Origin of the sequence: Thermoleptolyngbya sichuanensis A183 (assembly GCF_013177315.1) — a bacterium.
Taxonomy (GTDB): Bacteria; Cyanobacteriota; Cyanobacteriia; order Elainellales; family Elainellaceae; genus Thermoleptolyngbya; species Thermoleptolyngbya sichuanensis.
The window spans coordinates 1,491,850-1,508,963 of sequence record NZ_CP053661.1 but is presented as its reverse complement, the minus strand read 5'-3'; the positions used below and the strand labels follow the sequence as shown (position 1 = coordinate 1,508,963).

Annotated in this window: 12 protein-coding genes and 1 pseudogene; 4 read left to right on the top strand and 9 right to left on the bottom strand. The window is 57.7% G+C overall.

Annotated features, from left to right (window positions below; translation table 11 throughout):
- Nucleotides 1-194: 194 nt before the first annotated feature.
- From HPC62_RS06415 to HPC62_RS06400, 4 genes are all read right to left on the bottom strand, one after another.
- Nucleotides 195-767 (bottom strand): peptidoglycan-binding domain-containing protein, encoded by a 573-nt coding sequence (locus HPC62_RS06415; protein WP_172354270.1) that lies wholly within the window; start codon nt 765-767, stop codon nt 195-197.
- 443 nt (nt 768-1,210) lie between these two features.
- Nucleotides 1,211-3,301 carry a DUF4912 domain-containing protein gene (locus HPC62_RS06410; protein WP_172354269.1) on the bottom strand — a complete coding sequence of 697 codons (2,091 nt, stop codon included), beginning with the start codon at nt 3,299-3,301 and terminating at the stop codon, nt 1,211-1,213.
- 131 nt (nt 3,302-3,432) lie between these two features.
- On the bottom strand, nt 3,433-4,884 hold the full coding sequence (locus HPC62_RS06405) for a bifunctional folylpolyglutamate synthase/dihydrofolate synthase (RefSeq protein WP_172354268.1): 1,452 nt from the start codon (nt 4,882-4,884) through the stop codon (nt 3,433-3,435).
- A gap of 66 nt (nt 4,885-4,950) precedes the next feature.
- On the bottom strand, nt 4,951-6,951 hold the full coding sequence (locus HPC62_RS06400) for an ABC transporter ATP-binding protein/permease (protein ID WP_172354267.1): 2,001 nt from the start codon (nt 6,949-6,951) through the stop codon (nt 4,951-4,953).
- A gap of 387 nt (nt 6,952-7,338) precedes the next feature.
- Here HPC62_RS06400 and HPC62_RS06395 point away from each other — a divergent pair.
- Nucleotides 7,339-7,989 (top strand): annotated as a pseudogene (locus tag HPC62_RS06395) (carbonic anhydrase); the annotation flags it as partial.
- 453 nt (nt 7,990-8,442) lie between these two features.
- On the opposite strand, the gene HPC62_RS06390 reads toward HPC62_RS06395, so the two are convergent.
- A complete protein-coding gene (locus HPC62_RS06390; RefSeq protein WP_390820338.1) occupies nt 8,443-8,886 on the bottom strand; it encodes a VOC family protein in 444 nt (147 codons plus the stop codon).
- Here HPC62_RS06390 and HPC62_RS23865 point away from each other — a divergent pair.
- Entirely contained in the window at nt 8,870-8,995 is a 126-nt protein-coding gene (locus HPC62_RS23865) for a hypothetical protein (protein WP_255548788.1), read from the top strand. The two genes, HPC62_RS06390 and HPC62_RS23865, sit on opposite strands and share 17 nt — an antisense overlap.
- A 25-nt stretch (nt 8,996-9,020) precedes the next feature.
- Here the strand turns inward: HPC62_RS23865 and HPC62_RS06385 are convergent, their stop codons facing one another.
- The 3 genes from HPC62_RS06385 to HPC62_RS06375 form a co-directional block, all read right to left on the bottom strand.
- The gene (locus HPC62_RS06385) at nt 9,021-9,824 is read right to left on the bottom strand and encodes a hypothetical protein (RefSeq protein ID WP_172354264.1); all 804 of its coding nucleotides are present in this window, start codon (nt 9,822-9,824) and stop codon (nt 9,021-9,023) included.
- Nucleotides 9,825-9,841: 17 nt separating this feature from the next.
- A complete protein-coding gene (locus tag HPC62_RS06380; RefSeq protein ID WP_172354263.1) occupies nt 9,842-10,999 on the bottom strand; it encodes a hypothetical protein in 1,158 nt (385 codons plus the stop codon).
- 234 nt (nt 11,000-11,233) lie between these two features.
- Complete coding sequence (locus tag HPC62_RS06375; RefSeq protein WP_172354262.1) at nt 11,234-11,644, bottom strand: QcrA and Rieske domain-containing protein; 411 nt, start codon at nt 11,642-11,644, stop codon at nt 11,234-11,236.
- Nucleotides 11,645-11,789: 145 nt separating this feature from the next.
- Here HPC62_RS06375 and HPC62_RS23860 point away from each other — a divergent pair, with 145 nt between their 5' ends.
- Nucleotides 11,790-11,921: a hypothetical protein gene (locus tag HPC62_RS23860; RefSeq protein WP_255548789.1), complete on the top strand. Its 132-nt coding sequence runs from the start codon at nt 11,790-11,792 to the stop codon at nt 11,919-11,921.
- Between the two features lie 95 nt (nt 11,922-12,016).
- Here HPC62_RS23860 and HPC62_RS06370 read toward each other — a convergent pair whose 3' ends face one another.
- Nucleotides 12,017-13,840 (bottom strand): WG repeat-containing protein, encoded by a 1,824-nt coding sequence (locus HPC62_RS06370; RefSeq protein ID WP_172354261.1) that lies wholly within the window; start codon nt 13,838-13,840, stop codon nt 12,017-12,019.
- Nucleotides 13,841-14,367: 527 nt separating this feature from the next.
- Here HPC62_RS06370 and clpB point away from each other — a divergent pair.
- On the top strand, nt 14,368-16,986 hold the full coding sequence (gene clpB / locus HPC62_RS06365; protein WP_172354260.1) for an ATP-dependent chaperone ClpB: 2,619 nt from the start codon (nt 14,368-14,370) through the stop codon (nt 16,984-16,986).
- The last annotated feature ends 128 nt before the right edge of the window (nt 16,987-17,114 follow it).

Here is a 17,114-nt window from a genome sequence, read left to right as displayed (position 1 = left end):
GCAGCAAGACCTATATCGCTAATCTGTATTGCTAAAAATTCAGTGTCGCTACACAAAATCGCTACAGAACACGCTACAAAAGTCGCTACACAAAGTCGCTACAAAACAAGAATGGGGCGCTTGATTAAGCGCCCCACTCAACTATGGCTATCCAAAATAATTAAACCTCTCAACTCGACAATGGCGACGGCCGGCTAAACTCGCCCAAGAGCAGGCACCAGACGGCGCAGACGATGCATTTTCACCCTGGGTTGCTCAGGCTGAGCAGTTTGGGGGTCAGGATTGAGCGCTTTGTGGAGCGCCGTCCAGGTTCGGGGACAGACAGTGCCGCTGGGGGTGAGGCTGTTTTGGGCTTGAAAGGCGATCGCCGCCTCAGCCGTTTTTTCGCCAAACACGCCATCCACGGTCAAAGCATTGCCCAATCGATTCAGCACTTTCTGCAATACGTAGACATCGGCTCCAGAATGGCCAGGGCGCAGAGTGCGACAGCCGGGCTGGAGGGTGGCCTTGAGGGTGGCGAGGGTTGTTGGATCAACGATCCCGTCTACCCGCAGATTTTGCCGGCGCTGGAAGGCGCGAACTGCTTCTTCCGTCAGCCAGCCAAAATCCCCATCCACCTTAACCCGATAGCCATGAGCGCAGAGGAGTTCCTGCACTTCGGCAACGGCGTGTCCCGTATCCCAGGGGTACAAACAGGTTGGGTTGGCAGAAACGATTGCTGTTGCAAGTGGCTTGCTGGCGATCGCCCGCGATTGATCTAGGGTCATTTCGAGTCTCCTTCCCCTGGCGTGGGACTTGATTGTGTGCGTGTCGCCGCGTGGTTTGGTTTTGGGACAAGATGCCCCGCTCCGCACACGGCTTTTGTTTCATGGTTGGGTTGTGAGGATTACCTCGTGAAAGTAGCCTTAGAATGCTTTTCTGACGTGCTGATCTCAGCAGTTGGACACCTTCGAGCCGCGCTAGAACCTGTGCGCCTTGCGTTGCAACACGCGCAGGACTCCCAGCGTTGATCTATGGGCATCCGTCTACTCAGATTGCGTCTTCGATGCTTTCTAAAGTAGAGGACTTGTGAGTTGAAAACTTCACCGGGCAAGGTCAATAAAACTTCACCCATATCGGCGATTATACTGTGAAACTACAATCGCCGTGGGTTCTCGTCCGGGTAGCTTCTTCAAAGCTTTAAGGATACCACGCGGTGGCCAGCGTTATCCTACAAGTCCAGATCCAGGTCGTCCAGATCCAGGTCGCTCAGGTTTAAGTTGCTGAGCGGGTCAGGTTCCGCCGCAAGCACCTGTTCCGCTGTGACCACGTCCGACGCTGGGGGAACTCGGACAGGTTCAGACTGGGCTAGCTTGATCCAGCGGCGATCGCGCGTCACGTAACCCAGTTCCACCAGATAATCTCGATGGGGCTGCGGAATCGGGATGTGGCAATCGGGTACGGCCTCGTTGCACTGGAACTGGCGCACAGGGCGCAGAACACCCCCCGCTTCGCGCTCGGTCACGTCGTAGAGATGCAGCGCCATCACCTCGCCACCGTTTTGCCGCGCCGCTGCTTTCTGCTGTTCCGAGACTTCCCAATACACGTAGGCATCGGTCTCATCGCGGGGCACCAGAATAATGCGGCTGGGGGCGATCGCCCCAATCGGCGGCGCAGTCGGGGCTGGCACGCCGACCGGAGGCACTGCACCCGTCGCAATGCCCGACTCAGTACCCGACCCAGTGCCAGACTCTGCCCAACCGCCCTCGGTTTCACCCGGAACGCAGGCAGGTACATGCACCGCCGCCGAGCGTGCCAACGGCAGCCACTCTCGCTCATTCGACAGGTAGCCGACTTCAGCCACGTAGTCTCCGGCTTCTTCGGCAACCGGGATGTGGAAATCTTGCGTATTTTCGTCGCAGTCAAACTGCTGCATATTGCGCTCGTCGGCGCGGCTCGCGTCTTTTCCCGTCACGTCATACAGCCGCAACTGGAGATTGCGCCCGCCTTGTTCTGCTAGCAATGCGCGATCCGCCTCCGACAATTCCCAATAGGCATAGACATCGCGGCAGGAGCGGGGTGTTAGCACTAGCCGACTCGTACCTGGCAAATCGAGCAGGGCTTCGTCTTCGGGCTTGCGGAATAGCCACCACAGCAGCCCGCCCAGCACCGGCACAGCCAGCAGCAGGAACCAGGGGAAACTGCCGCCTTCCGCAGGCTCATCGGCAGTCTCCGCCGGAGATTCTGGCGCAGGAGAAACCGTTCCCGCAGGCGTTTCCCCAGGCACAGGCTCACCCGGCGCGGGCGTTGCGGCAGGCTCCGCAGGCGAGGCATCGGGCACTGGGGAGGCATCGGGCGCGACGGGCGAGGCATCGGGCGCGGCGGGTGAGGCCGGCGCAACGGCGACCGGGGGCGGGGCAACAGGTGCGCCACTTGCACCGGGGCTGACCGCAGCCTGCACATTGGCATCGGTCGCAAAGCCCAGAAACGCCTGGGCCGCCTCATTGGGCTGGGGCCCTTTGTAGACATAAAACACGGGCAGCGAGAAGGGATAGCGGGGGTCAGACGGCAACACGTCGTCCATCGGCACAGCGCGAACGTCCGAGCGACCCAGCACCTCATCGGCGATCGCATAGCCAATGCCGTCGTTGCCCAACTGCCGCACTAGCTCATCGGTGGTGTCTGGATTCAGCCGCACCACGCTGCCGCCACTGCCAAAGGGACGACTTCGATATTTGTCATAGCTGGCGATCGCCCGCCGCAGGTCACTGCCTTCGGGTCGGTCGATGGGGCGAATCGCTCCTGGCGCACCGCCAAAAGCAGACCAATCCGTTACATCGCCCCAGTAAATTTGGGACACGGCTTCATCGCTGAGGCTGCCATTAAACGGATTGTTGCTGCCGACGATAAAGGCAATTTTGCGCCGTCCCGCAGGCACCGCCACCAGCCCTCGCGCTTTTTCGGCATCCGTCAGCGGACGGGCGATCGCCGCTAGATCTACCCGGCCCGCATCCACCGCCTGCAACGCATCCTCGGCCCCGTCGGCAGAAAGGTTGACCTGAGTACCTGGATAACGGGATTCAAACTGCTGTTTGAACGCCTGGTTAATTGCGCTGAGGCTGGGGGAGCCGTTGATATTGATACGAGTGCCGCTGGGAACGCTGGCAGGCAGCGCAAATCCGGTTGTGCCGCTTTGAGCCAGGGCCGGCGCTAGTCCCATTGTCTTCCAGGCAGCAGTCCCCGCGATGGACGGTGCGATCGCGGCCGATAGCAAAAACACCAGCGTCGCGGCGGAGGTTCCCCGATGTTTAATCCTACTCATAGCGCAACTCTCAGATGAAACGGTCTTGTTTAGCGTTTTGATAAACCAAGCGGACGCTCTATACGAGTTTGTCTATCGCCTGCTCTCTATGCGCTTACATCCTATGTCACTTGCGCCAAAAATGAACCAGATTACGCAAGATTCTTGGTGCTTGTCAGCCGACAGCGCTTCAGGAAATGCCCAATCAGATACAGCGATCCACACAACACGACCAAGGGTGCGCCATCGCCCGATTGTGTAGCACCAGGGGCAGACTCTTCAGAGACACTGAAGGCCGCCTCCAGTGCTGGCCATACGTCCGAATGCTGTTGCGATCGCGCCAGTTGCGGCTGTGCCTCGGTGGCCAGCGCGGCCAGCTTTTCCAGGTCAACGGGAGAATGCTCTGGAACAGGGACAAGATGGAGGCGATCGCCCGGCCGCAGCAGCGCCCGAAATACGTCCGCGTGATCCTTCGTGCCGATCATACCGATGACCCAAGTGATAGGGGACGAGCGGCGGTTGCGCCAGCGTTGCGGAGCAATATCGCCCTGCTCGATTTGCTGATCGACATACTGCCGGAGGGCGATCGCCCCAGCCGGATTGTGCGCCCCGTCGATCAGCAGCCGATGCCCTTGCCAGTCCATCCACTGCATCCGGCCGCGCCACTGCGTCCTGGCCATGCCTGCCACGATGTCTGCATCCGAAATGGCCCACCCCCGCAGCCGCAGCAGCTGCAAGGCAGCTAGGGCAACGGCGGAGTTGGTGAGCTGGTGTGCGCCGGGGAGGGGTAGCGGGTAGGAGATGGTGGCTTTGGGGCGTGGGGCGTTATCTATCTCGTTGCCTATCTCGCTACCTAACCCGCCATCCCACTGCCACTCGGCCCAGCCGTTGCCCAGATCGACCGCAGGCTGCACCCAGATCGCAGGACACTGGAGCGCGTGCAGACGGGCTTGCAGCACGGCGGCGGCTTCTGGTGGCTGGGGGGCGATCGCCGCTGGACAGCGAGCTTTCAGGATTCCGGCTTTTTCGCCGGTGATGTCGGCCAGGGTGGGGCCGAGGCGCTGCCAGTGTTCGCGGCTGAGGGAGGTGATGAGGCTGACGAGGGGGCGATCGCACACATTGGTGGCATCCAGCCGCCCGCCCAGCCCCACTTCCATCACCGCTACATCGACCTGCTGTCGCGCAAAGTATAGCCATGCCGCAGCAGTGACCACTTCAAACTGGGTGGGCGACGGGTAGTTGGGATCAATCGCGGCCACGACTTCTTCCAAAAGCGAGTGCAGCGCGTTCACCGAGATATCCTCGCCGTTGAGCCAGATCCGTTCGCACCAGTGTTCCAAATGGGGGGATGTATAGCGTCCCACTCGATAGCCCGCCTGCATCAGCACGGCAGACAAATAGGCACATACAGATCCTTTGCCATTACTGCCTGCGATGTGCAGCACGGGCACTTGTCGCTGGGGATTTCCCAGCGCCGCCAGCAGCCGCGAAATCCGCTCTAGCCCCAGTTCCACGCCAAAATGGGTAAAGCGACTCAGCAGCGCATCCACCGGATCGAGGACGGGTGAGTCGCCAGGGAGCGTAAGGTTAGGGTCGAGAACCATTCATCGAAGCATTGATACAGATCGAAGATATAGATCGAAGCGAATTGAATCGAATTGATCGGGAAATCAGGCGAAAACGTAATCATCGGGCTGATATTCAGCCGTGGGCGTGAGCCGCCAAGTGGTGTCGCCTGTGAGTTCCAGCACGTAGTCGTGATATTTCAGCAGGCTGGGGCGATGGCCAACGCTGATGTAGGTGGTGTCTTTTTGGCGGAGTTGGTCGTAGAGGCGGCGCTCGTTTGCCAAATCCAGAGCGCTGGTGGCCTCGTCTAGAATGGCGTAGCGCGGCCGGGTCAGCAGCAGGCGGGCAAAGGCGAGGCGCTGCTGTTCGCCCAAAGACAGCACGTTGGCCCAGTCTAGCTCCACGTCAAAGCCGCCGACCCGCTCCGGCAAATCCGACAGATTCACCTGTTCTAGGGCGTAGCGCAACTGCCCCTCGTCAATGAGTGCGTCGGGATGGGGATAGAGCAACTGGTCGCGCAGCGTGCCCAGCACCATGTAGGGCCGCTGGGGCAAAAACAGCATTTCGTCTAGGTCGGGGCGGACAATGCGACCGGTGCCCTGGTTCCACAATCCGGCGATCGCCCGCAAAATGGAACTCTTGCCCGCGCCGCTGTGGCCCACGATCACCAGTCCCTGACCTGGCTCCAGCTTGACGGACAAATCGCGGACTAGGAGGCGCTGATTTTTGGGGGTCACCAGCGTCACATGCTCCAGCGAGATTTGAGAATCTTCCACAGTATCAATGGCAGTTTCGCCTGCTTCCAGGGGCTTGTCTACCTTGTCTTGGAGGGACTCGGTAAAGGTTTCTAAACGGTTTACGCCAGCCGCAAATTCGCTGAGCTGGTTGATTTGCAAAACGACTAGGGCAAAGGCTTCAAAGATTTGGGAAAAGGCGAAGTTGGCCTGGCTGATGTCGCCAAATCGAATCTGGTCTTGAAACAGCATCGGAGCCAGAATCGCAGACGGCAGAATGAAGGTGAGATATCGGTAGGGCGTGCGAAAAAAGCCCATCGTTCGCTGCCAGCCAATCAGGAAATGGTAGTTCCGCAGCACCTCTACAAACCGTCGCTGGAGTTGCCCTGCCTCCTGCGCTTCGCCCTGGTAGAAGGCAATCGATTCGGCATTGTCGCGCACATGCACCAGCCCGTAGCGAAAATCGGCTTCCTTTTTGAGCTGGTTGAAATTGAGCGAAATCAGCCGTCGCCCCAGCAGCGCCACAACGACCGTTCCCACTAGGGCGTAAAAAATCAGAAATACGGTCAGACCGACAGACTTGGACAGCAAGATGCCCGTGAAGGAAATCACGTCGATGATTGACCCCAGAAAGATCAGCAGGAAGTTGAGGCTGTAGCTTGTGAAGGAGTTGATGTCTTGGGAGATGCGCTGGTCGGGATTGTCGATCAGGTCGTCTGAGTTGAGGTTGTAATAGGCGCGATTGCTGAAGTATTGTCCCAAAAAGCTATTGGTCATCCACTCGCGCCAGCGCAGCCCCAGCAGGTCTTGCACATAGCGGTAGAACACCACAAAGGGAGTGGCGATCGCAAACACGCCCGCATACACGATGAAAAATCGCCAGAACGTCGGCGCATCTTTTTCCGCCAGCGCCGTGGTGAAGAAATTGCCCACAAAGCTGATCACTACGTTCATGCCGCTGACACACAGCAGTAGCAGCAGCAGCGCCGCCAAAAACGTCCACTGCTGCCAGCGCGGTAGCACCTTGTCTCGCGCAAAAAAGAACGCAATCCAGGGCACAATCAGCCCCGCCGTCAGCACAAACACCATCGGCGGGCTGAACAGCGTATTTGCCAAAGACACCATGCCGCCTGCGGTTTCTGCCATGAATTCGGGAAAGCCTCGTTCGATCGCAAGCGTGAGCAGGCCCACCACCGTGGCCAATAGCGCAAACAGAAACACAATCAATAGCCCCAGCAGCACAAAAAACTGCCAGCCGCCGCGCCCGGTGGGAAACCAGTAGGGCTGGGCGATCGCCACGAAGCGATTCCACAGCCGCCAGTCAAAACGATTGAGACGATTCAGGGAGGAATTCGGGGTGTCAGCGGTCATGGGTTGTGTTGCGAGTTAAATCAGAGGGCGTTTACAGGCTGCATCGCACTGCGTTTCAGCAGGCTGCATCTCATTGTAGTGTGAGAGACGCTGGCAGGAAGAATTGCCGCCGATTTCAGGAAAACAAGGGCAGGAGCCAGGGCTTTGGCGCGGGTTTAGTCTAGGCTGCCGACTTCTCTCCCTTGCTTATTGCTCCGATTAGCATCCATAAACACTAAGACGGGCCGTGCTGTTCGATAATAAAGATTGCTTGCTAAGACGCACCGACTTTGCCCGTTCTCTGTAGATTGATTCAGAGATTAGATTTAGTCAGAGAGAGTAAGTTGGTCAAAGCAAGCGCCTTTTAACCCCCTCTTCCCGTATTTTCATCGCCCAAGGCATCTCGCCATGAAAGAATTAATTAAGGGTCTGCGTGAGTTCAAAAAGAGCTTCTATTGCACTCATATCGACCTCTACGAAGAATTGGCACAAGGGCAGCATCCGATGGCGCTGATTGTCTGCTGTGCCGATTCGCGGGTTGGACCGGAACTGTTGACCAACGCTGAACCGGGCGAGATTTTTGTAATCCGCAACGCAGGCAATATCATTCCGCCCTATGGCGCAACCAACGGCGGCGAGGGCGCGTCGATCGAGTATGCGGTAGAAGCGCTGGGCATTCGCGATATCGTGATTTGTGGCCACTCTCACTGCGGCGCGATGAAAGGGCTGCTCAAGCTGAACACGCTAGAGGAAAAGATGCCCTTGGTCTACAACTGGCTAAAGCACGCCGAGGCTACTCGTCTGCTGATCAAGGAAAACTACACCCACCTAGAGGGCGAGGAACTGCTAAACGCCACGATTGCAGAAAACGTCCTGACGCAGATCGAAAACCTAAAAACCTATCCGTCGATTCACTCCAAGCTATACGACGGCACGCTCAAGATTTACGCCTGGATCTACGACATGGATCGCGGCGAGGTGTGGGCCTACGATGCCGAAAAGCACGCCTACATTCCACCCCATGCCCAGCTTCCGGAAGACGAGCTAGATCCCGATTTGCTGACGGATGCGCCGATCACCTGTGAGATTCCGGCAGGTTCGGCGGCTAGCGCTGCCAGCAGCAAAAGCAGCAGTACCAACACCAGCAATACCTGGTATGTCAACAGCGCTAGCAGCAGTTCGGGCAACAGCGACGGTAGTAGTGCTGGCGCGTTGAACGGCAATGGCGCATCGAACGGCACTGGCGCGGGTAATGGCGCATCTAAGGGCGTAACGTCTGCCCCACCTGCTGCGTCAGAAACTTCTAGCTCAGGCGCGTCTCGCGGGGCGCACTGGTTTCCTCGCACGCGCCTGTCGCCAGAACAGCAGGATCGCATTTATCGAGGCTCTGGCTCACGCTAGCAGGGTGATGATTGGGAGTAATGATTGGGAGAGAGGGAGGGCGATCGCCCTCCCTCTCTCCTTCCTTTAAGGGATAACGGATAAGCGATGACGGATGACGGATTTCCCAAGCTACGACGTGGCAAAGATCGCTGCATCGTCTGCAAACGCCTTGAACTCTAGCGCATTGCTGCTGGGGTCGAGGAAAAACATCGTTGCCTGTTCGCCCACTTCGCCTTTGAAGCGAGTATACGGCTCAATGATGAACGCCACGCCGTGCGATCGCAGCCTTTCTGCCAGCGCCTCCCACTCATCCATCTCCAAAATCACGCCCCAGTGCTGGGTGGGCACTGCTTTGCTACCGACTAGATTGGTGGCATTGGTGCCCATTACCCCTGGGGCATCGTCCACTAAATGCGCCGTCACCTGATGCCCAAACAGGTTGAAGTCAATCCATCGCGAATCGGTTCTGCCTACCGCACAACCCAAAACAGCCTCATAAAAGACACGGGTTGCAGATAGATCTTGGACAGGAAACGCAACGTGAAACGGACGAGGCATGGTGGGATTTTGGATTTTGGATTTTGGCGAGGATACAGGCTTGGAAATTGGGGCGTTTGGCTTTGGCAGCGGGATTGGGCTGATTCCACAATCCAACATCCACAATCCAAAATCCCCAATCTAAAATCCAAAACCCTGCTCCCTAATTCCTATTGGCAGGTCGCTCGTCCCCATTGACCGTCGTAGCTGACCGACACCTGATCGCCGCGCTTGGCAGGAAAGGGCGACAGGTGAACCAGCGTAGTGTCTGCCATCTGGGCCACATTGCCTTTCCAGATGGTTTCTCCGGCGGCGTTTTTGCCGACGTAGGACAGGCTGGAGGTGAGGACGTTGGTGGACGTGCGGGGGCGAAACTCGACGCGGCTAAACCCGGCTTCACGAGTGTAGAAGGCGGTGAAATCAACGCGATCTTGCACCGTGCCGTTGCAGGTCATGGATAGGTTGTCCTGGTTGGGTTCCTCCGGAGCTACGGTGACGGGCGGCGCGGGAGTTGGCGCGGGGGGCGGCGGGGCGGGCGTGAACTCGGCAATTCTGCCGGACTCTTCGACGAGGAGTTGCCCCGAACTGGTCAGGGATTGCACAAAGCAGGTGCCATCGGGAAAGACGCGGGCGTAGAAAATGGCTTCACCTTTATATCCATAGGTAGTGCTGCCGTCGGGATTGCTGGTGACTGTTACGCCCGGTGCGCGGCTGAGGTTGTTTAGATTAGGCTTTTGCAAAAACGACATCAAGGGCTGGTTGTTTTCCCACAGCACTTCGGCAAAGTAGTTGGTCGTGTTGCAGGTAACGGGCTGCCTGGATATGGGGACATCAGGTGAGGCGGGCGCAACAGGCGTGGCGGGAGGGGGCGTTCCGTCGCTGGTTCGGGGATCTCGGCAAGATGCCAGGGCGATCGCCCCCAGGATCGTCCCCAAAACCGTCAACCTTGCCCAGCCCATCCGTCTATGACTCATCGCTCCTGATTCCCTCATCACAAACTCTTTTGGTAAATGCGATAGGTCTTGTAAATCTTCGCGCCCGTCGCTTCGATAATCTTACGTGATGGCATGTTGTCTTCATATACCCAGGAGAGTTCTGCTTCGCGGTAAGGTTTGCGCTTGGTCACACCGCCCTCTCGCCCCAGATAAATCAATGCCATTGGCACCAGTTTGCGGATATATTCCGGCAGGGAGCAGATCGCCACGACGCGCCCCGTATCGATGCTGCGGCGATACCAGAGAAATTTCAGAATGCCCAGCCAGTCTAGCTTGCCATTCACCTTTTGCAGCACGGGGCTGTAGTTGGGCAGTGCCATAAAGAAGCCCACCATTTCGCCCTCGTATTCTGCAATGATGAACACGTCAGGGTCAGCAATATCCTGAAGCGATTTGGCCTCTTCCAGAAATTCCTCTAGCGTGCGCGGTGTAGAACTCCAGTTGTCGGCAAAAGCTTTGTTGAACAGGTGATAAATTGCGGTGCAGTCTTCGATAAATTCATCGCCCTTGAGTCGCAGGTTGCGGAAGGTGATGCCTGATTTTGAGGCAATGCGGTGTGCCCGCTCAAACTCTGGGGGCAGGGGCTTTGTGAGATCCAGTAGATAGGCGTAGGCATCTTTGGCTTTTTGCCAGCCGTGTTGCTCAAACAGGCGGGGATAGTGGCGCGGGTTGTAGGGCATCATCATATAGGGCATGGAGTCGAACCCGTCTACCAAAAATAGGCAGTTGTTGTGGGTTGATAGGTCGATGGGGCCTCGCGCCTGGCTCATGCCCTGCTGCCGCAGCCAGTCGCAGGCCGAGTCGAGCAGGGCCTTGCCGACTTCGGCTTCGTCGATGCATTCAAAAAAGCCCACCAATCCAATATTTTCGCCCTCTCGCGCAATCAGGCGATCGTTCACCGCAGCCACCACACGCCCCACGGGCTGCGTGCCGTTTGGCCCAAAGCGCGTGGCGATGAACTGCTGCAAGCGCCCGTATTCAAAAAAGGTATTCTCAGGTTTGAAATACTTGGCGATGCTGCTGCGGAGGGGCGGAACCCAGTGGCGATCGCCCGCATATACCACCGACGGCACATCCAGGAATAGCTCCTGGTCGCCCGGCGATAGCACTGGGCGCACCTGCACCTCGCCAACCTGCTTGACGGTCTGAGTCATCGCATTGCAGCCAAAACGTTATTTAGAGAATTTAGACCGTTGGTTGAACTGTGTCTAGGGGGATGAGGGTGATGGGTTGGATTATTTCAAAACGCGGTCACTTTGTCACTTTCAGGACTTACGCACTTGCGATAAGCTCTTTGGGTTTTGGACGATTTCTCGCGGGCTGCGCCCGCGAGAAATCGTCCAACTGCGTTTCTGGCACTTCAATACTCCAACCCTCTGCCACTCGTCTTACCCCTGTACCAAAATCGTCTCACCCTCTACCTTGACAGGATAGGTCGCCAGCGCCCGGTTTGCAGGGCCCTGCACGACTCCGCCCGTCGGCGAAAAGAGGGAATTGTGGCAGGGGCAGGCAAAGAGGACGGTTTGCTCTCGCCATTCGACGGTGCATCCCGCATGGGGACAGATCCGGCTGACGGCCATGAGGTCGCCGCTGTCGGGATTTTTGAGCAGGGTGATGGGGGCAGTGCCCACTTGGGTATTGAGGCGATCGCCACTCTGGGCAAGCTGGCTCAGGGTTCCCACCTGTTGAAAAGTGCCTCCTGCCGCAGGCGGGCCGGGCGGCTCGGCAGATCGACAAGCAGGCAGGGCAGCGCTGGCAGCACTGGCGGCAGTCAGTCCGAGAAAGGTGCGACGTTCCATAGACTATTTCGGGATATTTCGGGAGAGGGTTTCCGGGGAATCAGGATTGGTCTGCTCTAGCTAAGCTCATTCTTGCCCACTAGAATGTTAGGCACAGATTGACCCATACTGCATGGCGGCGCTGTACGTAATACCTCCGACACTTATGCCTCCGACTCGCAAATTGGCAAAAGGTTTCCCTAGGCGATTTACCAAAGGGCTGAAAATTTTGGTGCTGCTGAGCCTGCTGGCGCTGGTGTATGTAGGGCTTCAGGGGTGCGACGGCGTGACGGGGTGACAGCAGAAAAAATGAAGAAGGAAAAACGAAAAAGGAAAAAGCTTCGTTCTTCATTTTTCTTCCCTCTTCGTTCTTCTTTCTTCTTTCCTCTTCCCTCACGCCCTGCCCAAATACCCCCACCGCCCGCCTTGCTTGACCGCAGCGCGATCGCCATGAAAGGAGCCAGCGTCGGCAAACTGCGGCTCAACCACGAAGGTTCCCTGGAGATCGATAAAGCCCCAGAGTCCGCCCAGCTTCACGGCGGCCAGACCTTCAGAAAAGGGAAAGGCATCTTCAAACTTCAGCGGAATGACGACTTTGCCCTCTGGAGCAATATAGCCATAGCGGTCTTCGTGGCGCACGAGGGCGAGTCCATCGGTGAAGCTAAAGGTGTCGTCGAACTGGGCGGGGATGACGAGTTCGCCTGCGGGGTTGATGTAGCCGTAGCGCCCGTCGATGCGGACTCGCGCCAGCCCATTTTGAAACGTGTGGGCCACGTCAAACTCGGCAGGAATCACCAGTGCGCCCGTTTTGTCGATAAAGCCGTATTTGCCCTGGAGCGTGACGCGGGCCAGCCCTTCGGAGAACTCGTCGGCGCTGTCGAACTGGGGCGGGATGATGACTTTTCCGGCGGGGCTGATATAGCCGTAGCGATGGTCGATTTCCACCCCCGCCAATCCTTCGCGGAAGGCGGGCGCGGCACTCTCAAACTGCGGCTTGATCAGCCATTGCCCCCGCGTGTCGATGTAGCCGTAGCGGTGGTTTTGCTCGACCCGCGCCAGCCCGTTGACGAAGTTTTCAGCGCTGTCGAACTGGGGGGCGATCGCCAGTTTTCCCAGATCATTGATGTAGCCCCAGCGCTGCCCAACGGAGATTCGCGCTAGCCCCTCAGAGAACTCGTAGGCCCCTTCGCGGTAGATGCCGATGGGATCGACTTCGATTTTGAGCGGGATGGCAATTTCGCCAGACGTGCTGATGTAGCCGAGGCGATTCTTTAGCACGACGGCCGCCAGCCCCTCAGAAAAGTTTCGTGCTAGGTCAAACTGGGGGGCGATCGCCAGTTCATAGCGCGGCGGTTCTGGCTCGCCCAAAAAGCTAGCGAGTTCTTCTGGGGAGAGGGTTTTTGCAGTCGGCAGTGCAGGCAGCGCCGCCAGCACCTCGGCCACGGACTGGAAGCGCTGCTCGACGGATTGACGCACCATGCCATCCAGCGCATCGGCAAGCTGAGCGCTGACCCGCGCCTCGTCCCGCCATGCGATTTCGCCTGTCGCCGGATCGCGGGGAAGCTGTTTGGGAGAATAGCCCGTGAGCGCCTGAATTGCCAGCATTCCCAGCGCATAAAGGTCGCTGGCAGGAATGGGCTGTCCGGCAGACTGTTCGGGCGGCACGTAGCCCGCCGTACCAACGGTCTGCGTAAAGTAGGGCTTGCCCTCGGCATTCACCATCAAATGGCGGATCACCTTGACATTGCCAAAGTCGATCAGCACTAGCTTTTTGTCGCTCCAGCGGCGCAGCAGGTTTTGTGGCTTCAGGTCTTGATGCACGACGTTCTGGGCATGGGCCACTGCGAGGATCTCTAGCACCTCATGCAAAAAGCCCAGCACTTCTTTCTCATCGCGGCGATCGCCCAAAAAGAGCGACTGCCGCAAATCGTGCCCGTCGATCAGCTCTTGCACCAGATAAAACTCGCCACCCTGCTCCAAATGGTCGTAAAGTTTGGGAATCTGGTCGTGCTTGCCGATCAGATACAGCTTCTCGACCTCGGCTTCAAAGAGCGATCGCGCTGGAGCCAACACCGACGGCAGCTTCGACTGGGGCTGAATCTTTTTGACCACGCACTTGGGGCTATTGCGACGGTAAGTGTCTTCGGCCAGATACGTCTTGCCAAAGCCCCCGCGCCCTAATTCTCGAATCGTTTCATACCGCCCGCCGATTAACATTGCTTTGCCCTACCGCGCACCCCGGCGCTCGCTACTGTACTAGCCGTATTCATTAGCCGTATTCATTAGCCGTATCCAATGGCAAATCCCGAAACCATCGATGCCTGTTTCAGACAGCCCTGTTTCAGACAGCCCTGTTTCAGAATGCCCATTTCTCAGGGGCAATTTCTCAAGCGTGAACCCGTCAAACCGCCTTTGTCTGCCCGTTTCCCATTGTTTTAAGAAAAATTAATGGAAACCGTATTGCGCGGGGTGGGAAGCCCGATCCTGGCGATCGCCCCTCCCTCCGTAGAATGAGTTTATATACCGGGTTGGCCAGACTGTAAGCCGGACTGTAAGCCGGACTGTAAGCCGGACGATTAGCCAGACTGTATGATCCCACGCTTCAGGGATTCCGGTAGCGGATTTTGGATTTTCGATTTTCGGTTTCGGCTCAAACCCGATGGCTCCTAAACGTCCAAAATCCCAAAATCCAAAATCCCAAAATCTAAAATTCTTACCCCTAACCCCCAACTTCTAACGACGCTATGCAACCGACTAGTCCTGACAAATTCACCGAAAAAGCCTGGGAAGCCATTGTCAACACCCAGGAAATTGCCCGCCAGTCCAAACAGCAGCAGATTGAAACCGAACACCTGATGAAGGCGTTGCTAGAGCAAGACGGGCTGGCCGTCAGCATTTTCAACCGGGCGGGCGTAAATGTGCAGCGGGTGCGCGAGTTTACCGATAGCTACATTGCGCGGCAGCCGAAGGTATCCGGCGGCGGTTCGTCGGTGTATCTGGGGCGATCGCTCGACACGCTGCTAGATCGCGCCGAAGCCGCCCGCAAGGAGCTAGGTGACGACTTTATTTCCGTCGAACACCTGCTGCTGGCCTATCCCAAGGATGACCGATTTGGGCGATCGCTGTTCCAGGATATCCGGCTCGACGAAGCCAAGCTCAAGCAAACCGTAGAACAAGTGCGAGGCAGCCAAAAAGTGACCGACCAAAACCCCGAAGGCAAATACGAGGCGCTGGAAAAATACGGACGCGACCTGACCGAATCGGCCAAGCAGGGCAAGCTTGACCCAGTGATCGGGCGGGACGACGAAATTCGCCGCACGATCCAAATCCTGTCGCGCCGCACAAAGAATAACCCCGTGCTGATTGGCGAACCGGGCGTGGGCAAAACGGCGATCGCCGAAGGGCTGGCCCAGCGCATCGTCAAGGGCGACGTACCCGAATCGCTGAAAGACCGCAAGCTGATTGCCCTGGACATGGGCGCACTGATTGCGGGCGCGAAATATCGCGGCGAGTTTGAAGAACGCCTGAAGGCGGTGCTGAAGGAAGTCACCGACTCCAACGGGCAAATTATTCTGTTTATCGACGAGATCCACACCGTCGTCGGCGCGGGCGCAACCCAGGGCGCGATGGATGCGGGCAACCTGCTGAAGCCCATGCTGGCGCGGGGCGAACTGCGCTGCATTGGCGCGACCACGCTGGACGAATACCGCAAGTACATCGAAAAAGATGCAGCCTTGGAGCGCCGATTCCAGCAGGTGTATGTGGATCAGCCGTCGGTGGAAGATACCGTCTCGATCCTGCGGGGTCTGCGCGAACGCTACGAAAACCACCACGGCGTGAAGATCTCCGACAGTGCGCTGGTGGCGGCTGCCATGCTGTCGAACCGCTACATTTCAGACCGCTTCTTGCCCGATAAAGCGATCGACTTGGTGGACGAAGCCGCCGCCAAGCTGAAGATGGAAATTACCTCCAAGCCAGAGGAACTGGACGAGGTAGACCGCAAGATCTTGCAGCTTGAGATGGAAAAGCTGTCGCTGCAAAAGGAAACGGACACCGCCTCGCGCGATCGCCTAGAGCGGCTCGAAAAAGAACTGGCTGACCTCAAGGAAACCCAAACTGCGCTAAATGCTCAGTGGGATGCGGAGAAAGGCATCATTCAGGATATCCAGCGCATTAAGCAAGAGATCGAAAAGGTCAACATCGAAATTCAGCAAGCTGAGCGCGACTATGACCTCAACCGCGCTGCGGAGTTGAAGTATGGCAAGCTGGCTAGTTTACAAAAAGAACTGGCTGATGCTGAAACGCGCCTGACGCAGACCCAAACCAGCGGCAAATCTCTGCTGCGGGAAGAAGTCACCGAGTCCGATATTGCAGAAATTATCTCCAAGTGGACGGGCATTCCCGTCAGCAAGCTGGTGGAGTCGGAAATGCAGAAGCTGCTGCACCTAGAAGACGAACTGCACCGCCGCGTGATTGGGCAGGACGAAGCCGTGACCGCTGTGGCGGACGCGATCCAGCGATCGCGCGCCGGACTCTCCGACCCCAACCGCCCGATCGCCAGCTTCATCTTCCTGGGGCCGACGGGCGTGGGCAAGACGGAACTCGCTAAAGCCCTGGCCAGCTACCTGTTCGACAGCGAAGAAGCAATGGTGCGGATCGACATGTCGGAATATATGGAGAAACACGCCGTTTCCAGGCTCATCGGTGCGCCTCCGGGCTATGTCGGCTACGACGAAGGCGGACAACTCACCGAAGCAATTCGTCGCCGCCCCTATGCCGTGGTGCTGTTCGACGAAATCGAAAAAGCCCATCCCGACGTGTTCAACGTCATGCTGCAAATCCTCGATGATGGGCGCGTTACCGATTCTCAGGGACGCACGGTGGATTTCAAAAACACCATCATCATCATGACCAGCAACATCGGCTCGCAATACATCCTCGACGTGGCCGGCGACAACAGCCGCTACGACGAAATGCGGGGTCGAGTGATCGAGGCGATGCGATCGCACTTCCGTCCCGAATTCCTCAACCGCGTGGATGAATTCATCATCTTCCACAGCCTGCAAAAGTCGGAACTGCGGAACATCGTGCGCCTGCAAGTGGCCCGGCTGGAACAACGTCTGGAAGTCCGCAAGATGGTGCTGCGCCTCTCCGACGCAGCCCTCGACTTCCTTGCCGATGTGGGCTACGACCCGGTCTACGGCGCTCGTCCGCTAAAGCGAGCCATCCAGCGCGAACTGGAAACGGCGATCGCCAAAGCCATCCTGCGCGGCGAATTCACCGACGGCAACACGATCTACGTCGATGTGGAGCACGAGCGGCTGGCCTTCAAGCGGCTGCCCGCCGAGCTAACCACCGTCTAGTGGCGCGATAAGGCAACTCTTGCATCCCCCCTCGGCCTTTTTAGGCTGAAGGGGGGATCGGAATTGCCCACTTCAGGCCCAGTCCTAAATACATCGGGTTTGCACCCAAAACCTCTATAACTGGAAAT